At 70.3% G+C, this 3,109-nt stretch carries 4 protein-coding genes; 1 reads left to right on the top strand and 3 read right to left on the bottom strand.

Going from position 1 to position 3,109, the window contains the following annotated elements; genetic code table 11:
* The 3 genes from kdpA to RIF89_RS13010 form a co-directional block, all read right to left on the bottom strand.
* Positions 1–1,625, bottom strand: a 1,625-nt coding sequence (kdpA, locus tag RIF89_RS13020) for a potassium-transporting ATPase subunit KdpA (RefSeq protein WP_309069524.1), incomplete at its 3' end; no start/stop codon positions are given.
* Positions 1,625–1,714 carry a K(+)-transporting ATPase subunit F gene (gene kdpF, locus RIF89_RS13015; protein ID WP_309069523.1) on the bottom strand — a complete coding sequence of 30 codons (90 nt, stop codon included), beginning with the start codon at positions 1,712–1,714 and terminating at the stop codon, positions 1,625–1,627. The genes kdpF and kdpA, both read right to left, overlap by 1 nt.
* Positions 1,711–1,839, bottom strand: a complete 129-nt coding sequence (locus tag RIF89_RS13010; RefSeq protein WP_309069522.1) for a hypothetical protein — start codon at positions 1,837–1,839, stop codon at positions 1,711–1,713. Before RIF89_RS13010 ends, kdpF begins: the two co-directional genes overlap by 4 nt.
* A 239-nt stretch (positions 1,840–2,078) precedes the next feature.
* On the opposite strand from RIF89_RS13010, the gene RIF89_RS13005 reads away from it, so the two are divergent.
* Positions 2,079–3,109, top strand: a 1,031-nt coding sequence (locus tag RIF89_RS13005) for an MFS transporter (protein ID WP_309069525.1), incomplete at its 3' end; no start/stop codon positions are given.

Raw genomic sequence — 3,109 nt, 5'->3', positions numbered from 1 at the left:
GTGATGACGACGGACACGACGCCCAGCAGGCCGACGAACTGCGGCCCGTGCGTCGGGAGCGTGCCGGTCGTCGACGGCACCGGCTTCTGCGCGGCGAGCGAGCCGGCGAGCGCCAGCACGAGCACGATCGGGACGAAGCGTCCGATCAGCATCGCGACGCCCAGCGCGGTGGCGAACCACGGCGTGGCCGAGGTGATGCCGGCGAACGCCGACCCGTTGTTGTTCGCCGCCGACGTGAAGGCGTACAGCACCTCGCTGAGGCCGTGCGGGCCGGGATTCCAGAGCGACGTGCCCTCCACATCGGAGCGCACGGCGGGGATCGCGAAGCTGAGCGCCGTGCCGGCCAGCACGAGCGTCGGCGTGACGAGGATGTACAGGCTCGCGAGCTTCATCTCGCGCGGCCCGATCTTCTTGCCGACGTACTCCGGGGTGCGTCCGACGAGCAGGCCGCCGATGAACACCGTGATGACGGCGAGCACCAGCATGCCGTACAGCCCGGCGCCCACACCGCCGGGCGCGATCTCGCCCAGCATCATGTTGACGAGCGGCACCATGCCGCCCAGGGCGGTGTACGAATCGTGCATGGAGTTCACCGCGCCGGTCGAGGTGAGCGTCGTGACCGCCGCGTACAGCGCGGATCCGAAGATCCCGAAGCGCTGCTCCTTGCCCTCCATCGCACCGCCTGCGAGCTCGGGCGCCGAGCCGTGGGCCGCGGTCTCGAGCGCCGTGACGGCGGCGATCGACGCGAGCGCGATGCCGGCCATGGTCGCGATGATCACGTAGCCCTGGCGGTGGTCTCCGACCATGCGGCCGAACGTGCGCGGCAGGGACGCGGGGATGATCAGGACGAGCAGGAGCTGCAGGAGGTTCGAGACCGGATTCGGGTTCTCGAACGGGTGCGCCGAGTTGGCATTGAAGAAGCCGCCGCCGTTCGTGCCCAGCTGCTTGATCGCCTCCTGCGACGCGGCGGGACCGCCGGGAATCGCCTGTCCTGCGCCCGACAGCGTCGTCACGTCGGTGAATCCCGCGAGGTTCTGCACGACGCCGGTGCCGATGAGGGCGATGGCGCCGATCGCCGAGATCGGCAGGAGCAGCCGGGTCACGCCGCGGGTCACGTCGACCCAGAAGTTGCCGACCGTCGGCGAGCCCCTGCGGGCGAAGCCCCGCACGAGCGCGACGGCGATCGCGATGCCGACGGACGCCGACACGAAGTTCTGGACGGTGAGGCCGGCGGTCTGCACGGCGTATCCGAGCGTCGACTCGGGATAGTAGGTCTGCCAGTTCGTGTTGGTGACGAACGAGATCGCGGTGTTGAAGGCGACGCCCTCCGGCACGGCGGGGAGACCGAGCGCCCAGGGCAGGAAGACCTGCAGACGCTGCAGGCCGTACAGCAGCAGCGCGCCGATCACCGAGAAGGCGAGCACCGAGCGCGCGTAGGCCTGCCACGTCTGCTCGCGGCGGCTGTCGACGCCGATCAGGCGGTACAGGCCGCGCTCCGCGCGCCCGTCCCTGTCCGACGTGAAGACGCGGGCCATGTAGTCGCCCAGCGGGCGGTAGAGGAGGACCAGGACCAGGACGAGCGCGGCGATCTGCAGGATCCCGCTCCAGACTGCGGCGGCGTCCATCAGAACCGCTCCGGTCGGACGAGGGCGACCACGAGATAGACGATCGCCGCGACCGCGAGGACTCCGGCGACGGCGGTGAAGACGATCACAGCTTCTCGGCACCCTTCACGACGAGCGCGACGAGCGCGAACAGCGCAAGCGTCGCCGCCATATAGACCAGATCGAGCACGGGGACTCCGTTCGAGGGACTGCGGCGTCCTCTCCGGACCCGCACGCCGGTGGGGGCGCAGATCCCGATTGAAGTCCTCGGACGCTCGGGCCCGGCGCTTCCTCACGACTCCCATACGCCGGACGGCCGAAGGCTCACGGTCTCTTCGCGACTTCGCTGCCCGGCAGAGACGACGCGTGGCCGGTGCACGGCCGAAGCGTCCGATCCGATGACAGGATGAACGAGTGACCGCCCCCGCCGCCGTGGGTCTTCGCAGCGAGCGGGGACCCATCCTCCTGTCCGTGATGGTCGCGACGGGTCTCGTCGCCATCGACTCGACCGTCGTCGCCACCGCCGTGCCCTCGATCGTGGGCGACGTCGGCGGCTACGAGGCCTTCCCCTGGCTGTTCTCGATCTACCTGCTCACGCAGTCGGTGCTGACGCCGGTGTACTCGAAGCTCGCCGATCAGCTGGGGCGGAAGCCGGTGCTGCTGTTCGGCATCGCGGTGTTCCTCGTCGGATCGGTGCTGTGCGGGGTCGCGTGGGACATGCCGTCGCTCATCGCGTTCCGCGCCGTGCAGGGTCTCGGTGCGGGCGCCATCATGCCCATGACCGTCGTGATCGCCGGTGACATCTACACGGTGGCCGAGCGGGCGCGCGTGCAGGGCTACATCGCCAGCGTGTGGGGTGCGTCATCCGTGATCGGACCGACCCTCGGCGGGCTGTTCTCGCAGCTGGACGCCTGGCGATGGATCTTCCTCATCAACATCCCGCTGTGCCTGCTCGCGCTCTGGCTGCTCGCGCGGAACTACCACGAGAAGCTCGAGCGCCGCCGGCACCGCATCGACTGGGCCGGCGCGGCCCTGCTCACCGGTGCGCTGACCCTCCTGCTGCTCGGGGTGCTCGAGGGAGGCGTCGCCTGGGAGTGGAGCTCGCCCACCTCGATCGGGGTGTTCGCCGGGGGAGCGCTGCTGCTGCTCCTGTTCGTGCTCGTCGAGCGCCGGGCGAGCGAGCCGGTCCTGCCGCTGTGGATCTTCACGCGTCCCGTGGTGGCGTCGACGGCGCTGCTCAACCTGATCCTCGGTGGCGTGCTGATCGGCTACACGGCCTACATCCCGACATACCTCGAGGGCAGCGCGGGCGCGACGCCGCTGCTCGCAGGCCTCGCGCTCGCGACGCTCACCCTGGGATGGCCCGTGGCCGCCTCGCTCGCGGGGCGCCTGTACCTGCGCTTCGGCTTCCGCCCCGTGATCATCTCCGGTACGGCGCTGGTGCTCGCGACCGCCGTCGGGATCGCGCTGCTGTCGCGCTGGCCGAGCATCTGGACGGTCGCGCT

It is taken from the genome of Microbacterium sp. (genome assembly GCF_031178525.1).
Taxonomy (GTDB): Bacteria; Actinomycetota; Actinomycetes; order Actinomycetales; family Microbacteriaceae; genus Microbacterium.
The sequence above is the reverse complement of the archived record's forward strand: the minus strand, read 5'-3'. Positions and strand labels throughout refer to the sequence as shown.